Consider the following 20,590-nt stretch of genomic DNA (forward strand, 5'->3'; position numbering starts at 1 on the left):
ATCAAGACAAGACAAAGGCCCAAGCCATGACCCAGACCCTCGACATCACCGACAGAACCCGCCTGCGCCGCAGCCATGAGCGCGGGCATTTCGACCGTGAGACGATCAACGCCATCCTCGATGCGCAACCCATGTGCAGCGTCGGCTATGTGATTGATATGAAACCCTATGTCACCCCGACGCTGCAATGGCGCGAGGGCAATCATGTCTATTGGCATGGCTCGTCGGCGAGCCGGGCCTTGCGCAATTCGCGCGATGCGGAGGTGTGTCTCACGGTGTCGATCCTCGACGGGTTCGTGATGGCGCGGTCGGGGATGCATCATTCGGTCAATTCGCGGTCGGTCATGCTCTTTGGTCGGGCGTTCAAGGTCGAAGACCCGGCGGAGAAACATGCCAAGCTGGCGCGGTTCGTGAACGGGCTGTTCCCCGGGCGCTATGAGGGGCTGCGCGAGGAACATGCGCAGGATCTCAAGGCGACGACGCTGCTCGGGATGGAGATTGCCGAGGGCAGCGCCAAGATCCGCACCGGCCCGCCGAAAGATGAGGAGGCGGATTACGAATTGCCGATCTGGGCCGGGGTGATCCCGGTGACGACAACGGTTGGCACGCCCGAGCCGGACCCGCGCAACCTGCCCGGCGTCGAGATGCCGGAGCATATCCGCAAGTTTCGTCTGTGAGATTTCGTCTGTGAGATAGGGCGCGAAGAGGCGCGGGGTCAGCCCCGCGCCAGCGCCACGAATTGATCAATGAGATCGTCGCTGATCGACCAGTCGCAGACGAGCCGCATCGGCAGCGCCTCGTCCGGGTCGCCGTCGAGCCCACCCTCGAGCAGGTAATAGACCGCGCCCGCCGCATGGAGCCGCTGATGCGCGGCGCGGGGCAGGGCGCCAAAGATGATATTGGCCTGCGGCTCGAAGTGAAATTCCATGCCGGGCACGGTTTTCAGCCCCGCCACCAGCCGCGCCATATTGGCATTGGCGCGGCGCGCCGAGCTGAGCCAGAGATCATCGGTCAGAAGCGCGTTCATCTGCGCCGCCATATAGCGGTGCTTCGAGAAAAGATGCGCCCCGCGTTTGCGGCGCAGCTCGAACTCCCAGGCTTTTTCCGGGTTGAAGAAGATCACCGCCTCGACGCCGGGGGCGCCGTTCTTGGTGCCGCCAAAGCTCAGCGCGTCGACGCCGAGCTTCCATGTCATTTCGGCGGGCGTGCAGCCGAGCGTCACCAGCGCATTGGCAAAGCGCGCGCCATCCATATGGACGGGCAGGTTGTAGCCATGGGCGAGCTCGGTCAGGGCGCGCAGCTCGTCGAGCGTATAGACGCGGCCGCGTTCGGTGACTTGGGTGATCGAGACCGGGCCACGCTGCGGGCCATGGACGCCACGGGTTTCCTCATAGTCGATGGCGGCGCGCAGCTCGGCGGCGCTCATCTTGTCGTCTTGCCCCACGAGGGTAAGCTTGGCCCCCGACATATAGAATTCCGGCCCGTTGCATTCATCTTCGTGGATATGGGCGAACCGGGTGCAGAACACCGTGTCCCAGGGCTGGGTCAGGGTGGCGAGGGCGAGGCAATTGGCCGCCGTGCCGGTGGCCACCAGATAGACCGCCGCCTCGGGGGCCTCGAAGAGATCGCGGACCTGATCGCGCACCACATCCATCAGCGGCTCGACCCCGTAGGGGTTGGCATAGCCCTGATTGACGTCGAGAAGCGCCTGCATGACCTGCGGATGGGCCGGGCCGGCATTGTCGGAAGCGAAAAACATCAGGTTGGCTCCTCTATAATATGGTCTTCCCAATCATCCTCGCCGACCTCGAATTCGGGCACGGTGCGGTGGCGCATCGAGACGCCCGCCTCATGCACGCTCTCGGCAGTGCCGGAGATCAGCGGATGCCAGTCATAGAGCGGCTTGCCCTGCCAGAGCAGTTTGTAGGCACAGGTTTCGGGCATCCAATAGAGATGGGTTTCGAGCGTGTTGGCGTCGAGCGAGATACATTCCGGCACGAATTGATGGCGGATCGGATATTGCGCGCAGCGGCAGGTGGTGTCGTCGAAGAGACGGCAGGCGACGCGGGTCAGCGCCACTTCGCCGCTGTCCTCATCCTCGATCTTGTTGAGGCAGCATTTGCCGCAGCCGTCGCAGAGCGCCTCCCATTCCGGGCGGGTCATCCGATTGAGCGGCGTGGTCTCCCAGAACCGGGGGCGCAGCCCGTCGCGGTTGATCGGATCCTCTGGCCCGTCCGAGAACGCCCTGCTCATGATGCCTCGAGAATCTCGCGGGCGCGGGCGCAATCGGCATCCATCTGGGCGATGAAGGCCTCGAGACTGTCGAACACCTCTTCGGGGCGCAGATAGTCGGCCAGCGCCACCGAGAGATGCGCGCCATAGAGATCGCCGGAGAAATCAAAGAGGAAGGTTTCGAGATTGGGCACCTCGCCATTGAACATCGGGCGGATGCCGAGGCTTGCCGCGCCATGGTAGCGCCCCTTGTGGGGGCCATCCATGACCTCGATCTGCACCGCGTAGACGCCGAATTTCGGCGGGTGCAGCCCGGCGATGGACATGTTCGCGGTGGGATAGCCCAGCTCGCGGCCGCGCTGTTCGCCGCCCACCACCGGTCCGTCGATCCGGTGCCAATGGCCAAGCATAGCGGCGGCGTCGCGCGGGCGGCCTTCGGAGAGGGCCTGACGGATGGCGGTCGAGCTGACCTCGCCCTGATCGCCTTCGAGCAGTTCGGCCACGGTGACGCCAAAGCCCATCTCTGCGCCAAAGCGTTTGAGATCGGCGGCATTGCCGGTGCGGCCCTTGCCAAAGCAGAAATCCGCCCCGACCACCACATGCGCGAGGCCGAGCCCGTCGCAGAGCACATTGCGGGCGAACTCCTCGGGGCTGAGCGCCGAGAGGGCGGCGTTGAAATTGAGCTCGTAGAGCCGCTCGACGCCGAGCTTTTCGAGCCGGTTGGCGCGAGCCTCGGCGCTCATCAGGCGAAAGGGCGGGGCCTCGGGGGCGAAATACTGGCGCGGGTGGGGCTCGAACGTGAGTACGCCGAGCGGGGCATCGGCGGCCTCTCCGGCCTTGCGCGCAAGGTCGATCACCGCCTGGTGGCCGAGATGGACGCCATCGAAATTGCCGATGGCCACGGATGCGCCCCGGTCGGCGGCATCAACATAGCTGTGGTCGCGGATGATCCTCATGCAGGTTGCCTAGCGCGGGGCGGGGGGCGGTGCAACGGGGGATCGTTAGGAATGTCCCTATTTTCCAGCTTGCCCGATGGCGGGCGGGCCGCTTTACTGGCGCGCGTGCGAGGGATGCGTGCGTATGTGTGACAGAGATCAGAGGCGGGCCCGGCTGCGGGCCGTGGGGCGATGAGCGGCGCGGCGTTGGAGCAGCGCGGCTCTGCGATGGGGCCGATCGTGTTTGTCGGGCTCACGATCTATACGATCGTGATGCAGCCCGGTCCCGACGGGTTGGCCAATCCGGCAGATAGCATGGACATGAAAACGGTGCAGCGCGCGCCGCTGGGCAGCGTGCCGCGCGCGGCGTCGGCGTCCGGAGATCTGGCGGGGCTAGATCTGGCGGGGCTGGCGGGGATTTTACCTGCGCCGGTGGCGGCAGGGTTTGCGCCGCGCCTGTCGATGATCATGGGCGAGGATGCGCCGCCAAGCCCGGTGCCGCGCCTGCCGCCGGTGTCGGCGCAAAGCCGGGCGGTTTTAGCGCCGGATCTTGGGGGCGCGGCGGGAGCCGAGCCTGCAAAGGCAATCCTCTGGCCGAGGGTTGAGCCGCAGCCACTGGCGATGCGCCTGCCGGATTTACCCATGTCGATGGCGGAGGGGTTGCCCGTTCAACTGCCCTTGCCCGAGGCGATGCGGGTGACCGGTGATGCGGTGCATCTGCGCGGCGGGCCTGCGGTCTGGCATGAGGTCTTGGCCAAGCTCACGCGCGACGCGCCGGTGCTGCGGCTTGGCACGCGGGGCAATTGGAGCCGGATCAGCGTCGGCGCGGGGGCCGAGACGCAAAGCGGCTGGATCTATTCGAGATATCTCGACGCGCCCGCGCCCTAGAAGGGCGTCGGGATCAGTCGAACTTGCCCGAGGGCGCGAGCACGGTGGCCTCGCCGACCAGCACCTTCTTGCCATTGACGAGGCAGCGGCAGTCGAGCTGTACCCGTCGTTTGGCGTGGTCGATGCCGATCACCTCGACCTCGGCGCGGACCATGTCGCCGGGGCGCACGGGGGCGAGGAACTTGAGGCTCTGGCCCATGTAGACCGTGCCGTGACCGGGGAGCTGTTCGCCGATGACGGCCGAGATCAGCCCGGCGGTGAGCATGCCATGGGCGATGCGCCCCTCAAAGATCGTGTCCTGCGCGTAATCATCGTCGAGATGCACCGGATTCCGGTCGGTCGAGATCTGCGCGAACATCTCGATATCCTCGTCGGTCACCACCTTTTGCAGGTAGCGCATCATGCCCATCTCGATCTGTTCGATGGTGATGGTTCCGCGCGGCAGATTGTCCAACATCCGACCCTCCGTTGATCAAAGTTCCGAAGGTCGTCGCGCAATTTTGCAATGCCGCCGCCCTCGGGTTGGCAACTTTATTACTTTGCAGGTGCAGAAAATCAAGCCCTATTTTCCCCGGGGGCCACGCCTTAGCGCAGCCGCCCGATGGTAAAGGTAGGATGTGCCTCTTGCGTCGCGAGATAGGTCTCGAGCGCCTGCGGGTCGGGATGATCGGCGGTCTTGGTCTCGGCGGCGGCGAGCCCACCGGAGATGAAGAGCGAATCGATATCCTCGCCCTGCGCGCCTGCGATGTCGGTCAGGATGCCGTCGCCGATGGCGAGAATGCGCGACCGGTCGATGTCACGGCCAAGGGCTGCGAGACGGCGATAGGCGAGATCATAGATCGGCGGGTGCGGCTTGCCGAAATAGAGGCTTTCGCCGCCCATTTCGGTATAGAGCCGCGCCAGGGCGCCTGCGCACCATTCGCGGGTTTCGCCGCGGTCGACGACGATATCGGGGTTGGCGCAGAGAAGCTTCATCCCCTTTTGCTTGGCAAAGAGGAACTCGGGGCGGTTGACCTCGGGGTCGGCCTGCGGATCGAAAGGGCCGCAGCAGACGATGCCTTCGGCGTCCTTGAGTTCGACCCGTTCGATGGCCGCCGGGTTGTCGATGATCTCGAGCGGCTCGAAGAACCCGGCGTCGCGCGCCCATTCGCCCATGAACCAGACTTTTTCGCCGACCATGCCGCGAAACATCGCGGCGCGGGCCGAATCGCCGGAGGTGGCAATCGTGTCATAGGCCTCGCGCGGCACGCCGAATTGCGACAGCTGCGCCTCGACCCCGGCGCGGGGCTTGGGCGAGTTGGTGACCAGCACCACGAGACCGCCCGAGGCGCGATAGTCTTGCATCGCCTGAACCGCCGAGGGAAAGGCCGTGATGCCATTGTGCAGACAGCCCCAGAGATCGACGAAGAGCGCGTCGTAGCTGGCGGAAATCTCGGAGAGGGCGGTGATGATGCGGGTCATGGGTCAGGTTCCTTGCAGCGGCGGCGGGATCAGCGGGTGCGCACCGCGTCGATCATGCGTTGTACATTGTCGGGATCGGCGTCCGGCGTGATGCCATGGCCGAGATTGAAGATATGGGGCCCATGTGACAACGCGTCGACAATGGCGTGGGTTTCCTGCACCAGCGCCTCGCCGCCCGTCACCATATGCGACGAGGCGAGATTGCCCTGCACACAGCCGTCGATCTGCACATGGGCGGCGGCCCAGGCGGCATCGACCCCATCGTCGAGCGCCACGCAATCGGCCCCGGTGGCACGGGCAAACCCCTCGTAGCGGGGGCCGGCACCGCGCGGGAAGGCGATGATCGGCGTCTCTGGGTGGCGGGCCTTGAGCGCCGCGATGATGCGTTGCGCAGGCGCGAGAGCGTAGGCCGCGAAATCCTCGTCATTGAGCGAGCCGGCCCAGCTGTCAAAGAGCTTGATCACTTCGGCCCCGGCGTCGATCTGCGCCGAGAGATATTCGATCGTGGCCTCGGTGATCCGGTCGAGCAGCGCCTCGAACACCGGGCGGTTTTCCGCTTTGAGCGCGTGGGCCGGGCCTTGGTCCGGGGTGCCGCGCCCGGCGATCATATAGGTGGCCACGGTCCAGGGCGCCCCGGCAAAGCCGATGAGCGTGGTCTCGGACGGCAGGGCGCCGGAGAGATTGCGCAGCGTCTGGTAGATCGGGTTCAGCGTCTCGTGGATGTCGCTCACCGGTTTCAGCGCGTTGAGCCCTTGGGCATCGGTGATGGTCGAGAGGCGCGGGCCTTCGCCGGTGACGAACCACAGATCGGCGCCGAGCGCCTGCGGCACCAGAAGAATATCGGCAAAGAGAATGGCCGCATCGAACCCGTAGCGGCGGATCGGCTGCAGCGTCACCTCGGTCGCCAGATCGCTGTTGTAGCACAGCGACAGGAAATCGCCCGCCTCGGCCCGCGTGGCGCGGTATTCGGGCAGGTAGCGCCCGGCCTGACGCATCATCCAGATCGGCGGGGTGGGCAGGGTCTCGCCCGCGAGCGCACGCAGGATGGGTTTGTCGGAACGGGTCATGGCATCTCCTTTGCGGGTGCGGATCGGCACGTGCCGCCGTGGTCCCGCCCCGGCGGCATAATGTCAAGGGCAGGCGGCTTGCCTCGGCCTTGGCAGATCACTAAACCGGGCGTCATGGAACATAAATTACCCTCTCCGTCGCACCCTATGAAAATCGGCACCCGTGGCTCGCCCCTGGCTTTGGCGCAGGCCTATGAGACCCGGGACCGGCTTGTCGCGGCCTTTGATCTGCCCGAGACGGCCTTTGAGATCGTGATCATCACCACCACCGGCGACCGGGTCATTGACCGGCCGCTCAAGGAGATCGGTGGCAAGGGGCTCTTTACCCGCGAGATCGAGGATGCGCTGCTCACCGGGGATATCGACCTCGCGGTGCATTCGATGAAGGACATGCCGGTGCTGCAGCCCGAGGGGCTCATCATCGACTGCTATTTGCCGCGCGAAGATGTGCGCGACGCCTTTATCTGTCCGACCGGGCGCAACCTGTCGGAGATGGCGCCGGGCACCAAGGTGGGCAGTTCGTCGCTGCGCCGTCGGGCGCAGGTGCTGGTGGCGCATCCGCAGCTCGAGGTGGTCGAATTTCGCGGCAATGTGCAAACTCGTCTGCGCAAGCTCGACGAGGGCGTGGCGGCCTGTACGTTTCTGGCGATGGCGGGGCTCAACCGGCTCAAGCGGACCGAGGTCATCACCCGCGCGCTCGAGCCCGAGGAAATGCTGCCCGCCGTGGCGCAGGGCGCGATTGGCATTGAGCGGCGGCGCGACGACAGCGGCGCGGCGATGATGCTCGAGGCGATACATCACGGGCCGACGGGTCAGCGTCTTGCGGCGGAGCGGGCGTTTCTGGCGGCGCTCGACGGGTCTTGCGAGACGCCGATTGCGGGGCTGGCGGAGTTGCAGGGCGGCACGTTGCGCCTGCGCGGCGAGATCCTGCGCCCCGATGGCAGCGAGCGGCTCTGCGATGATCGCAGCGCGCCGGTCGAGGATGGGGCCGAGCTTGGCCGGGCCATGGCGGTCGATCTTCTGGCGCAGGCAGGCCCGGATTTCTTTGACTGGCGGGGCTGAAATTGGCGGGGCTGAAATTGGCGGGGGCTGAGCGCCCCGCCGATCAGATTTTATGACGCATCAGGCGGGGCTTAGCCCGCCGGGATGAGCTTACCGGGGTTGAGAATGCCCTTGGGGTCAAGCGCCTGTTTGATCGCGCGCATTGCCGCCAGCGCCGCAGGGTCCTTGAAGGCCTGCATCTCGGGCAGTTTCTCGGTGCCGATGCCATGTTCGGCGGAAAAGCTGCCACCGAGCGCCACCACCGCCTCTTCCACGGCCATATGGATGGTGTGATGGAGGGCGGGATCGGGGTTTTCGGGCCAGACGGCGAAATGCAGATTGCCATCGCCGAGATGGGCGACCGAAATGTCCTGCGCGCCGGGGTCGAGCCGGGCGATGATCGCGGCGATCTCGTCCAGCAGCTCTTGCATCCGGTCGAGCGGCACCGCCACGTCATTATGCACCAGTGGCTCGCGCAGAAGGCAGACCTCGGCAGAGGCTTCGCGGCGGGCCCACATCTCCATCCGCTGGCTGTCGCTCTGCGCCACCACCGCGTCGAGGATTTCACCCGCTTCAAAAGCGTCGGCCAGCGCCGTTTCGAGCAGCGTGGCGATGGGCAGCGTGCCATCCTCGGCCGGGATCGCATCGCGCGGCGCGGTGGCGCCGAGCTCGATCAGGATGTTGACATCATGGGGCGCGTCAAAGGGCGCGCGGGCCTCGGGGAAGCGGGCCATATGCGCCGCGACATAGCTGCCGGGCATATATTCGAACGCCTCCACCGCGCCGCCGCTTTCGGTCTTGAGCCGGTTGAGCAGGCGCAGCGCCGCGCTCACATCGCGTGCGGCGACCATGGCGGTCGCATAGGCGCGGGGGCGGGGGTAGAGCCGCAGCACGGCGGCGGTGATCACGCCGAGCGTGCCTTCGGCCCCGACCAGAAGCTGGCGCAGGTTATAGCCGGAATTGTCCTTGTGGAGCTGGCTCATCAGGTTGACGATCTGGCCGTCGGGCAGCACCGCCTCGATGCCGAGGCAGAGATCGCGCGTATTGCCATAGCGCAGCACGTTCGAGCCGCCGGCATTGGTCGACAGCGCCCCGCCGAGCATGGCCGAACCGCGCGCGCCGAAGAAAAGCGGAAAGATCAAATCGTGCTCGGCCACCGCGTCATGGATCGTCGACAGGATCGCGCCCGCCTCGACCACGGCCACGCGGGCCTCGGGGCGGATCTCGCGAATGGCGCGCATCCGTTCCATCGACAAGAGCACCGCGCCACCCGCCGCCGTCGCCCCGGTGAGCCCGGTGCCGCCGCCGCGCGGCACGATGGCGGTGCCGGTGCGATTGGCCCATTTCAACACCTCGGAGACCTCTTTGGTGCTGCCCGGGCGCACAACGGCCAGCGGCGTGCCCTGATGTTCGCCCGCCCAGTCGCGGGCATGGCTGTCGGTGGCGTCACCGGTGAGCACATGGGCCGCGCCGACGATGGCGCTCAATGCGTCGATGGGGGTCAGTGTGTCCGTGCTCATGGTCTTAGCGCTCACAGCGTCAGATGCCGGGCGCGGGCGCCGCGTTCGATGGCGGCGGCATGGAGCCGGTCGATATTGAGCTCATAGCGGATCTCTTCCAAGAGCCGCAGCTCGCCCTCGGCGATGGCGCCATCGGCGGCGGCCACGTCACAGGCCAGCGCATAGGCGGTCTCGAACAGCGGCTCGGGCAGGTTGTCGCGCACCAGCCCAAAGAGCGCATCAAGCCCGTCCTCTTGGCCGAAGAGATCAAACACCACATTGGCCGTCTGCCGCATCCGGTCGAGATCGTAATCGGCGAAAATCGGCAGGTTGTTGACCGCGACCTCGATCTTGATGAGCTCGGCGGTGCGGATGTTTTCATCCGAGGCCGAGACGGCGATCATCACCGCGACCAGGCAATCCTGGGCGCTGAGCGGGTGCGGAGCGGGTTGGGTCATCAGAAATTCCTTTGGGGCCGGAGGGCTGTTGGTGCGCAGATTATTGACCTTGGGGGGCAGGGGCAATAGGAAGCGCCTTGCCCAAGCGCACAAGGGGTGCGCGGCCAACCGGAGTGTTTCCCATGTCTGATCTGCGCGATGCCGCGATGCAATCGAAAGCCTGGCCTTTTGAAGAAGCGCGCCGCGTGCTCAAACGGTATGAGAAAGCGCCGCCGGAAAAGGGCTATGTGCTCTTCGAGACCGGCTATGGGCCGAGCGGGCTGCCGCATATCGGGACCTTTGGCGAGGTGCTGCGCACCACGATGATCCGCCGCGCCTTTGAGGTGATCTCGGACATTCCGACGCGGCTCATCTGTTTTTCCGACGATCTCGACGGGATGCGCAAAGTGCCGGGCAATGTGCCCAATCAGGAACGCCTGAAAGAGGACATTCAACGCCCTCTCACCAGTGTCTATGACCCGTTCGAGACGCATGAGAGCTTTGGCCATCACAACAACGCCATGCTGCGCCGGTTCCTCGACACGTTCGGGTTCGACTATGAGTTCTATTCGGCCACGGAATTTTACAAATCCGGCCAGTTCGACGAGGTGCTGAAACGCGCGGTCGAACGCTATGACGACGTGATGAAAGTCATGCTCAAGAGCCTGCGCGAAGAGCGTCGCCAGACCTATTCGATCTTTTTGCCGATCCATCCCGAGACCGGTCGCGTGCTCTATGTGCCGATGAAAGAGGTCAACGCCACCGATTACACGATCACCTTTGACGACGAAGACGGGCGGGAATGGACCCTGCCGGTGACCGGCGGCAATGTGAAACTGCAGTGGAAGCCTGATTTCGGCGCGCGCTGGGCGGCGCTCGATGTTGATTTCGAAATGTATGGCAAGGACCATTCCACCAACACGCCGATCTATGACCGGATCTGCGAGATCCTTGGCGGGCGCAAGCCCGAGCATTTCACCTATGAGCTCTTCCTCGATGACAAGGGCCAGAAGATTTCGAAATCCTCGGGCAACGGGATTTCGATTGATGAATGGCTGACCTATGCCTCGACCGAGAGCCTCAGCTATTTCATGTATCAAAAGCCGAAAACGGCCAAGCGCCTGTTTTTCGACGTGATTCCGCGGGCGATGGACGAATATCACCAGCAGCTGCGCGCCTATGCGGGGCAGAGCGCCGATCAGCAGCTCGCCAATCCGGTCTATCATATCCACGAGGGCGATGTGCCGGCGAGCGATATGGTCGTGCCGTTCTCGATGCTGCTCAACCTCGCGTCGGTGGCCGGGGCCGAGGAGAAGGACGCGCTCTGGGGCTATATCCGCCGCTATGCGCCGGAGGCGAGCCCCGAGGCCAACCCGCAGCTCGATCAGGCGGCGGGCTATGCGGTGCGCTATTACAATGATTTCGTGAAGCCCGAGAAGACCTTCCGCGCGCCGACGGATCAAGAGCGTGCGGCGATGGCTGATCTGGCCGAGGCCTTTGGCGCGGCCGAGGTGGCGCTTGACCAGATTGCCCGTAAAAACAAGATGATGGGCAATGATGAGCCGCTGCCCGAGGCGGATTTCGCGGATGGCGATTTCCTGCAATCGGTGGTCTTTGCGGTCGGCAAGAACCACGGGTTCGACAATCTGCGCGACTGGTTCAAGGCGCTCTATGAGGTGCTGTTGGGGCAGAGCCAGGGGCCGCGCTTTGGGTCGTTTGCGGCGCTCTATGGGGTGCAGGAAACCCGCGATCTGATTGCCAAGGGGCTCGCAGGCGATCTGTCCTAAGGTCTTGTAAGAAAATGGGATTTGCCGCGTGACTTAGCGGCAGATCCCTTTGATTTCGACCCCGTCCCAAGGCAGGTAGACGGTTTTCGGGATATAGATCCCCTGCAGCGGCATTTCCTGTTGGATCAGGCGTTTGAGCCTCTCGGTGCGCGGCGCCTTTGGGTCGAGCGTGGCGCAGCAGACATATTCCTCGACGATGCTCGCCTGCTGTTCGTAGGAATAGTCGAGAAACCGCGTATCTGTTGAAATATCAAAGAGATAGGGGTCCTTGCCGCCGCCATGTTCGCGGCCGGCGCGCCAGGGGGTGTATTGGGTCCGGGCGCGGTTCTGCCATTGCCAGACATGGGTGATCTCATGGGCGAAAAACATCGCCGAAAGCAGCCCCATTTCCTCTGGGTAGTTGTCGAAATAATCCTTTAGATAGTAAGGCTTAGACAGCAGGATATGGTTCCAGAGGGCGACGGCGGCGGGGGTGGTGGTGATGATCTCGTCCTCGGGTTCGGGGAGGATCCGTTCGCGGCAGGTGAGCCGGGGGCGTTTTTGCCGCCGGAATGTCACCGCATCGACAGGCAGCCCCTGGACGAGCCGCACGCGGTCTGCCGCGATCGTGTCGCCATGTATCTGTTTTGCAAAGTTTTTCTCGGCCGGGGTCAGGGGGCGACCACAGGCGGCGAGGAGAAGGAAGAGGAAAATCACGGCACGCATGGGCCGACCCTAGCAAAGGGATTTTGCCGCGACGAGGGGCAAAACGCGATGTCGGCAGCACGTCGGTATTGCGACGGTAAAGCGACGGTGCGGATTTGCCATCGGCCAAGCCCCGCGCAAGGGTGAGATCGCCGCCGCAATTCCCCTTCCGCGCCGACCGGAGATCGGCAAGATGGGCGCATGCAATCCATTTCAAACAAAAGGGGATGACAGATGGGGTTTTGGGATTTTCTCAAGGGCGGGGACAAGACGCCCAAGGCAGAAGAGCTGAAGAAAGAAGTTGAGGGCATGGGTCTCAACACCGCCGGGCTGAGCATCGATGTCGAGGGCGACGTGGTGAAGGTCTCGGGCGAGGCGGTCGATCAGGAGACCAAGGAAAAGATCATCATGGTCGTGGGCAATGCCGATGGCGTGGCGGCGGTCGAGGACAATGCCGGGGGCAGTGATCCGAAGTTCCACGAGGTGAAGAAAGGCGACACGCTGTGGAAGATCGCCGAGGCGACGCTTGGCAATGGCGCGCGCTATCCGGAGATTTTCGAAGCCAACAAGCCGATGCTGAGCGACCCGGACAAGATCTATCCCGGTCAGCGCCTGCGGATCCCGCAGTAAGCGACCGGTCCGCACCGAATTGGGCCCAAGGCCCTCACGGGTGTTTCAGGAGTGAGTGGCTGGCCCCGCGATGTTTGCGGGGCTTTTTTTGTTGGGGGGCGTATTGGGGAACAACGTGAGCGTTCTGCATCTCTTGGGACGTGGCGCGCAGCGGCACGGCCCGGCGCCCGACCGCCCCCATGGGCGGGCGCCTTGCGCCCACCCGCGGTCAGGCGCAGGGCCTTGTGCTGTGCGAGGGAAGGGCCTGTGAGTTCGGAGCAGACGATGGCGTTCTGCGTCCCTTGGGACGTGTGGCGTCATCCGCTCGGCCCGCGCCTGACCTTCCCGTTATGCCAGAGGCATGCTTGCAGCATGACGAAGGCGCATGCGCGGGCTTCCAGGCTAAAGCTGCGCCTTGTGATTTCGGAGCAGACGATGGCGTTCTGCGTCCCTTGGGACGTGGCGCGAAGCGGCACGGCCCGCGCCTGACCTTCCCGTCATGCCTGAGGCATGCTTTCAGCATGACGAAGGCGCATTCGCGCCCTCCCAAGGTCAGGCCCGGGCCTTGTGATGTGGGAGGGTGCGGCTAAGGCTGATTGGTTGTGACGGCGCGTTGGGTTTGACGTCAGTTGCTCTTCAGCACCGACAGATCAAACATCCAATTCCTCAACAAACCGCGCGTTTTCCTGAATATACTGAAAGCGCAGCTCGGGTTTCTTGCCCATCAGACGCTCGACCAGATCGCCGGTCTCGCCGGGCTCGTCCTCGTCGATGGTCACGCGGATCAATTTCCGCGTCTTGGGGTCCATGGTGGTTTCCTTGAGGTCCTTCGCATCCATCTCGCCCAGACCCTTGAAGCGCGAGACGTCGATCTTGCCCTTGCCGCCAAGGCCTTTTTCAAGCCAGCTGTCGCGCTCGGGCTCGTCGAGGCAATAGACGCGTTTCGCGCCTTGGGTCAGCCGGTAGAGCGGCGGGCAGGCGAGGTAGAGATGGCCCGCGTCGATCATCGGGCGCATCTGGGTAAAGAAGAAGGTCATCAGGAGCGAGGCGATATGCGCCCCGTCGACATCGGCGTCGGTCATGATGATGACCTTGTCATAGCGCAGATCGTCGAGGTTGAACTTGGTGCCAAGCCCAACGCCGAGCGCCTGTGTCAGATCGCTGATCTCGGCATTGGTGCCAAGCTTCGAGCTGGCCGCGCCGAGCACGTTGAGGATCTTGCCGCGCAAGGGCAGGAGCGCCTGGTTGACCCGGTTGCGGGCCATCTTGGCCGAGCCGCCGGCGCTGTCGCCCTCGACGATGAAGAGCTCTGTCCCGTCGCGCACATTGGTCGAACAATCCACCAGCTTGCCGGGCAGGCGCAGCTTCTTGGTGGCGGTCTTGCGCTGGGTTTCCTTTTCCTGACGCCGCCGCAGCCGTTCCTCGGCGCGCAGCACGAGGAAATCGAGGATCGCGCCGGCTGATTTCGTGTCGGAGGCGAGCCAATTGTCGAAATGGTCGCGCACCGAATTTTCCACCATGCGCTGGGCCTCGGTGGTGGCGAGACGGTCCTTGGTCTGGCCGACGAATTCCGGCTCGCGGATAAAGCAGGAGACGAGCGCCCCGGCGCCGGTCACCAGGTCTTCGCGGGTGATCTGGCCTGCCTTTTTATTGCCGACCAGCTCGCCATAGGCCTTGATCCCCTTGAGGATCGCGGCCCAGAACCCGGCCTCATGGGTGCCGCCCTCGGGGGTGGGCACGGTGTTGCAATAGGATTGGATGAACCCGTCGCGGGCGGGCGTCCAGTTGATCGCCCATTCGACCTTGCCCGGCGCGTTGAATTTCTCAAACGACACGGTGCCGGCAAAGGGCACTTCGGCATAGGTGGTGGCCCCGCCCATCGCCTCTTTGAGATAGTCCGAGAGACCGCCGGGAAAGTGGAACTTGGCCTCCATCGGCGTGTCGCCATCGGGAATGGCGGATTTCCAGCGGATCTCGACCCCGGAAAAGAGATAGGCCTTGGAGCGCGCCATCTTGAACAGGCGGTGCGGTTTGAGCTTGAGCGAGCCAAAGATCTCGGGATCGGGGTGGAAGGTCACCGCCGTGCCGCGCCGGTTGGGGGCGGCGCCGATCTTTTCGAGCTTGCCCTGCGGGACGCCGCGCGAGAACTCCATCGCGAAGAGTTCCTTGTTGCGGGCCACTTCGACGCGCAGGTGATCCGAGAGCGCGTTGACCACCGACGAGCCGACCCCGTGCAGGCCGCCCGAGGTCTCGTAGCTGTCGCCGGAGAATTTGCCGCCCGCGTTCAGCGTGCAGAAGATGATCTCGAGCGCCGATTTGCTCGGGTCCTTGGGGTGGGGGCCGGTGGGGATGCCACGGCCATTGTCGCGCACCGAGACATGGCCGTTTTCATGCAGCTCGACCTCGATCCAGGTGGCGTGGCCGGCGACCGCCTCGTCCATCGAGTTGTCGATGATTTCGGCCACCATGTGATGCAGGGCGCGGTCGTCCTTGCCGCCGATATACATGCCGGGGCGCAGGCGGACGTGCTCCATATCCTCGAGCACCTGGATGGAGGAGGCATCGTAATCGCCGGAATCCGGCATCTGGGTGAGGAGGTCGTCTGACATGCGGCTGCTCTGCTTTTCTTGGTTGGGCCCGAGTATGGCAGAGCGGGGCGGCAGGGGGAAGAGGGGCAGGCGTTCGCGTGCCCCTCTTTTCTAAGGCGGTGGTTGGCGTCAGCCGGGGATCACAGGCTGAGCTGATAGCTTTCGGGCGCGTAGGCATAGCCGTCGCCGCGGGTCTCGACATAGCCGAGCGCCGGGAAGGGCATGTGATAGCCGATGAAGGGCGTGCGGTCCGCCGCCAGCCGGTCGAGCAGGGCGCGGCGCGATTTGGCGGCCTCGGCCTTGTCCATGTCGAATTTCACCTCCCAGTCGGGATGGGCCAGCGACCAGACATAGTGATTGGCGAAATCGGCCCCGATCACCAGGCTCTTGCCGCCGCTGTCGAGCGTATAGCTCATATGGCCGGGTGTGTGGCCAAAGGCCGCCTCGGCGGTGATGCCGGGGGCGGCGTCTTCGCCGGGGGCGAGCATCTTGGTCTGTTCGGCGAGCGGGCGCATCTTGGCGTCAAAGCCTTCATTGCCCATCGCGGCCCAGGCGTCATATTCCTGCGCGCCGGTGACATAGCTTGCGTTGGGGAAGGTCGGCGTGCCGTCCTCGCGCATCAAGCCGCCGATATGGTCGCCATGCATATGGGTGATGACCACCAGATCGACCTGATCGGCCTCATAGCCCGCGGCGCTCAGCGCGGCGAGCGTGCCTTCGGCGTTGAGCCCGGTGTCAAAGAGCACCAGCTGCGCGCCGGTGTTGACCACGGTCGGCGTGAAATAGAACCGCGCGGCATCGGTGGGGATATTGGCGGCCTCGGAGACCTCGGCAAATTCGGCGGGCTCGACATTGAGGCCAAAGATCGTCTGCGGGTCGGGCACGGTGCGGCTGCCGGCGAGGATCGTGGTGACCTCGAACTCGCCCAGCGTCACCCGGCGATAGGGGGCGAGCCCGGCGCCGAGCATCGGCGCGGTGGCGCGGGCCATGCTGCCGAGACCTGCGGCGAGCGGCAGGGCGGCGGCGCTGGCGATGAGGCTGCGGCGGGAGAGGGATGTGGTCATGACAGAAAACTCCTGAAGGGGAAATGACTGTGCCCATCTTAACGCAGGTTGCGGTTTGGGCGATGGCAGAATGGTAAATTCGGCGTGAATGCGCCGCGCGGATCGCGTATGGCGGGACGGGACGGGCCGAAACCGGCGGAGGCGGGGCGCAGGGGCCTGCCGTTGCAGATAAGTTGCACATAAATTGGGCACAGGGACGAGCGATGATCGGGCAGGAATTCAGCCGCGAGATGCGGCGCGGCGACGAACCGGCGGTCGAGGCGCTGCTGCGCGCGGCCTTTGGCGGCGGCGCCGAGGCGCAGCTTGTCGCCCAGTTGCGCAAATCGGGCCGGATGGCGGGCGAGGTGGTGCAGCCGCAGGGCGAGGCGATCATCGGCTATTACGCCCTGTCGCAGATGCGCGGACCAAAAGGCTGGCTCTGCCTTGCGCCGGTGGCGGTGGACCCCGACCATCAGGGGCGCGGCGTCGGGCGGCGGATGATCGGCATGTTGGCGGAATGGGCGCGGCTCAGCGGGCAATATGTGGTGGTGCTCGGCCAGCCGGAGTTCTACGGCCGCGCCGGGTTCAGCCTCGAGCGGGCGGCCAAGCTGCACAGCCCCTATCCGGTCACGCAGACGTTATTGGCCGGGCCGGGCACGGATGTGCCAGAGGAGACCCTCGTCTATCCGCCCGAGTTCGAAAGCCTCTGAATGCGCCTTGTCCTGCTTATCTGTCTGACGATGATGGCCTTTGCCGGCAATTCCGTGCTGACGCGCGCCGGGCTCGTGGGCGAGGGGATGGATGCGGTGAGCTTTGGCACGATCCGGCTGGTGGCGGGGGCGCTGACGCTCTTGGGCCTGTGCCTCTTGCTGCGCGGCGGGCTGCGGCTCTGGGGGCCGGGGCGGGCGTTCAGCGTGGCGGCGCTTCTTCTTTATTTCTATGCGTTCTCGGCGGCCTCCGATGGGCTCGATGCCGGGCTTGGCGCGATCATCCTCTTTGGGGTGGTGCAGATCACCATGTTCGCCGGTGGCCTCGTCAAGGGCGAGACCATGCCGGCGCGCCGCTGGCTTGGCGCGGCGCTCAGCATGGCGGGGCTGGTCTGGCTTTTGTGGCCCGATGGGGCGGTGACGGTGAGCCTCTGGCATGGGCTGTCGATGGCGCTGGGCGGGGTCGGCTGGGGGCTTTATTCGCTGGCCGGGCGGGCGAGCCGCGATGCGCTCAACGCGACGGCGGCGAATTTCCTGCTCACCGCGCCGCTGGGGGTGCTGCTCTGGCTCGGGTTCAGCCAATCGGGCGCCCTGCCGCCGGTCTGGGACAGCACCGGCGCGTGGCTGGCGGTGCTCAGCGGCGCGGTCACCTCGGGCATGGGCTATGCGCTGTGGTATTCGGTGCTGCCGCGCATCGAGGCCTCGGTCGCGGCGGTGGCGCAGCTCTCGGTGCCGGTGATCGCCATGGCGGGCGGCATGGTCTTGCTTGGCGAGGTGCTCACCTTGCGTTTCGTGCTGGCCGGGGGGCTGGTTCTGGGCGGTGTGGCGCTGTCGGTGATGGCGCCGAAACGCGGCGGGGGCGGGCCGCTCGACAAGCGGAAACAGGGCGGCTAAGGTCGCGCAAAAATTCGGTAAGGGGTCTGTGATGCTTCGTAAATTCTGGGGTCTTCTGTGTTTTCTGGCGCTCAGCCTGGTGATGGGCTGTGGCACGGGGACGGGGCCGGTGACGGCCACGCCCGATGAGGTGCAGGAGCTCGCCGTGGCGATTGCGGCGCTGAGCCCGGAGGTCGATCCGGAGGAGGCCTATCGCGCCGCAAAGATCTCGTTCGAGCACAGCCGTGAGCTTGCCATTCAATATGAGATCACCGACCCGCCGCTCGTGCATAATTCCAAGGTGAATATGGGCATCAAGCCGCGCGGCCTGTGCTATCACTGGGCGCAGGATATGGAAAAGCGGCTCAAGGCCGAGCGGTTCGAGACGCTCGAGATGCACCGCGCCATTGCCAATGCCAGCAACCCGTTCCGCATCGAGCATTCCACCGCCATCATCAGCGCCAAGGGGGCCGATATGTATGACGGGATCGTGCTCGACCCCTGGCGGTTGGGCGGTCAGCTTTTCTGGGACGAGCTGCGCGACGACACCCGCTATAAATGGGTGCCGCGCGAGGTGGTCATGGACCAAAAACGCAAGCTGCGGGCGCAGGAATACTGATGGGCGTCAGCGCCCGGGCGCAATGTGGCGCTGGGGTATTTGACACCAGAAAGACGCGCGGTCAGGGCTTTTACGGGCGGCGCAAAAGCCGTATTCCAGAGCTATGAAACGTGTGATCTCTGTTCTCTTGTCGTGTTTTCTTCCGGCTCAGGCGATGGCCGCGGAGGGGGAATGCGTGGTGCTTTTGCATGGGTTGGCGCGCACCGAGAATTCGATGCTCGTGCTGCAAGAGGCGCTGGAGGCGCAGGGCTATTCGGTGATTGCGCCGCGCTACCGCTCGACCAGCGCCGAGATCGACAAGCTGGCGCGGCAGACCCTGCCCGGCGCGATGGCGCAATGCGGCGCGGGGCCGGTGCATTTTGTCACCCATTCCATGGGCGGTATCCTGCTGCGCCATTGGCTGCGCGACAACCGGCCGGAGCGGCTCGGTCGGGTGGTGATGCTCGGGCCGCCGAACCATGGCTCGGAGATTGTCGATGAGCTGGGCGGTCTTGAGCTCTTCAGATGGATCAACGGGCCGGCGGGGGCGCAGCTCGAGACCGGGCCGGGGGGCGTGCCGGAGGGGCTTCCCGATGTGGATTTCGAGCTTGGGGTGATAGCCGGGACGCGGTCGCTCAACCCTTATTATTCCTCGCTCATCGAGGGGCCGGATGATGGCAAGGTCTCGGTCGCCTCGACCAAGGTGGCGGGGATGGCGGATCATATCGAGCTGCCGGTGACCCATACGTTCATGATGAACAACCCGGTGGTGATCGCACAGGTTCTGGCGTTTTTGCGCAAAGGCGCGTTTGAGCGCGACATGGCGCTGGGTGATCTGTTCTGGGGCGAGAGCGAATGAGCGCTGGGCTCGATCTGCGTCTGGTGGGGGCGGAGGTGCTGTGGCCTGAGGGGCTGGGGGCGCGGCCTTTGCGACTGGCGGGCGGCGTGATCGAGGCGGATGCGCCGGGGCGTGAGGTTGATCTCTCGGGGTTTTGGGTGCTGCCGGGGATCGTCGATATTCATGGCGACGGGTTCGAGCGGCATCTGGCGCCGCGCCGGGGCGCGATGAAGGATGTCGACCAAGGGCTTCTGGTGGCGGAGGCGGAGCTTGCCGCGAATGGCATCACCACCGCCGTCATGGCGCAGTTCTACAGTTGGGAAGGGGGGATGCGCGGGCCGGAGTTCGCCGAGCGTGTCTTTGCCGGGATTGCGGCGTTGCGCGGCAGTGTGGCGACCGATTTGCGCCATCAGCTGCGGTTCGAGATTGCCATGCTTACGCAGTACCCGGCCTTGGAGGAGTTTGTCGCGCGGCATGGGGTCGAGTATCTCGTGTTCAACGATCACCTGCCGCATGAGGAGCTTGCCAAGGGCAAGCGGCCGCCGCGGTTGACGGGGCAGGCGCTGCGGATCGGGCGCAATCCGGAGAAACATCTGGCGGATATGCAGGCGATGCATGCGGCGATGGGCGAGGTGGCGGAGGCGCTTGATGGGCTCTGTGCGCGGCTGCGGGAGCGGGGGCTGCGGCTTGGCTCGCATGACGATCGGAGTGCGGAGGATCGGGCTATCTGGCGGGGGCGGGGCGTGACGATTGCCGAGTTTCCCGAGACGATGGCGGCGGTCGAGGCGGCGGCGGAGGCGGGCGAGCCGGTGATCATGGGCGCGCCGAACCTGGTGCGCGGCGGGTCGCATAAGGGCAATGTCTCGGCGATGGAGATGGTTGCGATGGGCCATGTCGGCGCGCTGGCCTCGGATTATCATTACCCGTCGCTCATGCGGGCGGTGCATTTGATTGAACGCGGCGGGTTGGCCAGTCTCAGCGCGGCCTGGGCGATGGTCTCGGAAGGGCCGGCGCGGATGCTGGGGCTGCTGGATCGGGGGAGGATTGCGCCGGGGCTGCGGGCCGATCTGGTGGTGATTGATCCCGAGACGCGGCGCATCGGGGCGACGATTGCCGGCGGCTCTGTCAGCTATATGAGCGGTGAGGTGGCGGCGCGGTTCATTGCGGGTGCGCCTGTGTGATTTAGCAGCGTGAGCAAGGGCTGTGATCACGGAGGGTGATCACGGGTGATAAGTCCCGGCGCGACTGCCTATTATTCGGGCAGCGCAGATATTCCACCTCCCGAGAATCTATGCTTAGAAGT

The 20,590-nt window shown here is 65.0% G+C and carries 21 protein-coding genes; 10 read left to right on the plus strand and 11 right to left on the minus strand.

Features of this window, described 5'->3' with window-relative positions; all coding sequences use genetic code 11:
* Positions 1–26: 26 nt before the first annotated feature.
* Complete coding sequence (locus ISM_RS11605) at positions 27–677, plus strand: pyridoxamine 5'-phosphate oxidase family protein (RefSeq protein ID WP_009814365.1); 651 nt, start codon at positions 27–29, stop codon at positions 675–677.
* Between the two features lie 38 nt (positions 678–715).
* Here ISM_RS11605 and ISM_RS11610 read toward each other — a convergent pair whose 3' ends face one another.
* The 3 genes from ISM_RS11610 to ISM_RS11620 are packed head-to-tail and all read right to left on the minus strand — an operon-like array spanning position 716 to position 3,188.
* The gene (locus ISM_RS11610) at positions 716–1,759 is read right to left on the minus strand and encodes a threonine aldolase family protein (protein WP_009814366.1); all 1,044 of its coding nucleotides are present in this window, start codon (positions 1,757–1,759) and stop codon (positions 716–718) included.
* On the minus strand, positions 1,759–2,253 hold the full coding sequence (locus ISM_RS11615; RefSeq protein WP_009814367.1) for a YcgN family cysteine cluster protein: 495 nt from the start codon (positions 2,251–2,253) through the stop codon (positions 1,759–1,761). Before ISM_RS11615 ends, ISM_RS11610 begins: the two co-directional genes overlap by 1 nt.
* Positions 2,250–3,188 (minus strand): bifunctional riboflavin kinase/FAD synthetase, encoded by a 939-nt coding sequence (locus ISM_RS11620; protein ID WP_009814368.1) that lies wholly within the window; start codon positions 3,186–3,188, stop codon positions 2,250–2,252. The genes ISM_RS11615 and ISM_RS11620 overlap by 4 nt, the downstream gene beginning before the upstream one ends.
* A 171-nt stretch (positions 3,189–3,359) precedes the next feature.
* Here ISM_RS11620 and ISM_RS11625 point away from each other — a divergent pair, with 171 nt between their 5' ends.
* Positions 3,360–4,055: an SH3 domain-containing protein gene (locus ISM_RS11625; protein WP_009814369.1), complete on the plus strand. Its 696-nt coding sequence runs from the start codon at positions 3,360–3,362 to the stop codon at positions 4,053–4,055.
* Positions 4,056–4,068: 13 nt separating this feature from the next.
* On the opposite strand, the gene ISM_RS11630 is transcribed toward ISM_RS11625, so the two are convergent.
* The 3 genes from ISM_RS11630 to hemE all read right to left on the minus strand — a co-directional run bounded on the left by ISM_RS11630 (position 4,069) and on the right by hemE (position 6,583).
* Positions 4,069–4,512: a MaoC family dehydratase gene (locus tag ISM_RS11630; RefSeq protein WP_009814370.1), complete on the minus strand. Its 444-nt coding sequence runs from the start codon at positions 4,510–4,512 to the stop codon at positions 4,069–4,071.
* 128 nt (positions 4,513–4,640) lie between these two features.
* The gene (locus ISM_RS11635; RefSeq protein WP_009814371.1) at positions 4,641–5,516 is read right to left on the minus strand and encodes a TIGR01459 family HAD-type hydrolase; all 876 of its coding nucleotides are present in this window, start codon (positions 5,514–5,516) and stop codon (positions 4,641–4,643) included.
* Positions 5,517–5,545: 29 nt separating this feature from the next.
* Entirely contained in the window at positions 5,546–6,583 is a 1,038-nt protein-coding gene (gene hemE, locus ISM_RS11640; RefSeq protein ID WP_040618499.1) for a uroporphyrinogen decarboxylase, read from the minus strand.
* 114 nt (positions 6,584–6,697) lie between these two features.
* Between hemE and hemC the strand changes: the two genes are divergently transcribed.
* Positions 6,698–7,645: a hydroxymethylbilane synthase gene (gene hemC, locus ISM_RS11645; RefSeq protein ID WP_040618046.1), complete on the plus strand. Its 948-nt coding sequence runs from the start codon at positions 6,698–6,700 to the stop codon at positions 7,643–7,645.
* A 71-nt stretch (positions 7,646–7,716) separates the two neighbouring features.
* Here hemC and ISM_RS11650 read toward each other — a convergent pair whose 3' ends face one another.
* Together ISM_RS11650 and ISM_RS11655 are read right to left on the minus strand one after the other, a co-directional pair.
* The gene (locus tag ISM_RS11650; protein ID WP_009814374.1) at positions 7,717–9,144 is read right to left on the minus strand and encodes an FAD-binding oxidoreductase; all 1,428 of its coding nucleotides are present in this window, start codon (positions 9,142–9,144) and stop codon (positions 7,717–7,719) included.
* Between the two features lie 11 nt (positions 9,145–9,155).
* Positions 9,156–9,581: a tellurite resistance TerB family protein gene (locus ISM_RS11655; RefSeq protein WP_040618500.1), complete on the minus strand. Its 426-nt coding sequence runs from the start codon at positions 9,579–9,581 to the stop codon at positions 9,156–9,158.
* A 122-nt stretch (positions 9,582–9,703) separates the two neighbouring features.
* Between ISM_RS11655 and ISM_RS11660 the strand changes: the two genes are divergently transcribed.
* Complete coding sequence (locus tag ISM_RS11660; protein ID WP_009814376.1) at positions 9,704–11,347, plus strand: lysine--tRNA ligase; 1,644 nt, start codon at positions 9,704–9,706, stop codon at positions 11,345–11,347.
* A gap of 33 nt (positions 11,348–11,380) precedes the next feature.
* Here the strand turns inward: ISM_RS11660 and ISM_RS11665 are convergent, their stop codons facing one another.
* Positions 11,381–12,052, minus strand: a complete 672-nt coding sequence (locus tag ISM_RS11665; protein ID WP_009814377.1) for a hypothetical protein — start codon at positions 12,050–12,052, stop codon at positions 11,381–11,383.
* A gap of 213 nt (positions 12,053–12,265) precedes the next feature.
* Between ISM_RS11665 and lysM the strand changes: the two genes are divergently transcribed.
* Entirely contained in the window at positions 12,266–12,661 is a 396-nt protein-coding gene (lysM, locus tag ISM_RS11670; RefSeq protein WP_009814378.1) for a peptidoglycan-binding protein LysM, read from the plus strand.
* Between the two features lie 629 nt (positions 12,662–13,290).
* Here the strand turns inward: lysM and ISM_RS11675 are convergent.
* Together ISM_RS11675 and ISM_RS11680 are read right to left on the minus strand one after the other, a co-directional pair.
* Complete coding sequence (locus tag ISM_RS11675) at positions 13,291–15,249, minus strand: DNA topoisomerase IV subunit B (RefSeq protein WP_009814379.1); 1,959 nt, start codon at positions 15,247–15,249, stop codon at positions 13,291–13,293.
* Positions 15,250–15,368: 119 nt separating this feature from the next.
* Positions 15,369–16,292 carry an MBL fold metallo-hydrolase gene (locus ISM_RS11680; RefSeq protein ID WP_009814380.1) on the minus strand — a complete coding sequence of 308 codons (924 nt, stop codon included), beginning with the start codon at positions 16,290–16,292 and terminating at the stop codon, positions 15,369–15,371.
* A 203-nt stretch (positions 16,293–16,495) separates the two neighbouring features.
* Here ISM_RS11680 and ISM_RS11685 point away from each other — a divergent pair, with 203 nt between their 5' ends.
* From ISM_RS11685 to ISM_RS11705, 5 genes are all read left to right on the plus strand, one after another.
* Positions 16,496–16,981 carry a GNAT family N-acetyltransferase gene (locus ISM_RS11685; RefSeq protein WP_009814381.1) on the plus strand — a complete coding sequence of 162 codons (486 nt, stop codon included), beginning with the start codon at positions 16,496–16,498 and terminating at the stop codon, positions 16,979–16,981.
* Entirely contained in the window at positions 16,982–17,872 is an 891-nt protein-coding gene (locus ISM_RS11690; RefSeq protein ID WP_009814382.1) for a DMT family transporter, read from the plus strand. It abuts the gene before it with no gap.
* A 31-nt stretch (positions 17,873–17,903) separates the two neighbouring features.
* Positions 17,904–18,470 (plus strand): hypothetical protein, encoded by a 567-nt coding sequence (locus ISM_RS11695; RefSeq protein WP_009814383.1) that lies wholly within the window; start codon positions 17,904–17,906, stop codon positions 18,468–18,470.
* Positions 18,471–18,573: 103 nt separating this feature from the next.
* Entirely contained in the window at positions 18,574–19,308 is a 735-nt protein-coding gene (locus tag ISM_RS11700; protein ID WP_040618047.1) for an alpha/beta fold hydrolase, read from the plus strand.
* Positions 19,305–20,468 (plus strand): alpha-D-ribose 1-methylphosphonate 5-triphosphate diphosphatase, encoded by a 1,164-nt coding sequence (locus ISM_RS11705; protein ID WP_009814385.1) that lies wholly within the window; start codon positions 19,305–19,307, stop codon positions 20,466–20,468. The genes ISM_RS11700 and ISM_RS11705 overlap by 4 nt, the downstream gene beginning before the upstream one ends.
* The last annotated feature ends 122 nt before the right edge of the window (positions 20,469–20,590 follow it).

The organism is Roseovarius nubinhibens ISM, from assembly GCF_000152625.1.
GTDB lineage: Bacteria > Pseudomonadota > Alphaproteobacteria > Rhodobacterales > Rhodobacteraceae > Roseovarius > Roseovarius nubinhibens.